At 37.3% G+C, this 255-nt stretch carries 1 pseudogene; it reads left to right on the top strand.

The features are described from left to right. Nucleotides 1–255 (top strand): annotated as a pseudogene (locus tag KI375_RS27190) (hypothetical protein); the annotation flags it as partial.

Below are 255 nucleotides of genomic sequence, written 5' to 3'. Positions count from 1 at the left end.
ATCATCAAAAAGTGGTACTGGTATGACTGGATGGTATTTGCTGTTCGCTCCATTTGGTTACTCTCTGTCCTAATCGGCTTATGGGAATTTCATAACGTTTTATCATTCCCGCTTTGGATTCTGTTTGCATTGCCCTTCATTGTCTTTTCAGTTCCATTTTTAATTCAGCAATTTTACAGGAGGTATTTCATCCTTACGGAAATTATCATTTCGGGTGGTTATTGCATTATTTTAGCTTTCCTTCTTCCTGATTCA

It is taken from the genome of Bacillus sp. J14TS2, assembly GCF_018333015.1.
GTDB lineage: Bacteria > Bacillota > Bacilli > Bacillales > Bacillaceae_C > Lederbergia.
Note: the sequence above shows the minus strand (reverse complement) of the source record. Positions and strands in the feature narration are given on the sequence as shown.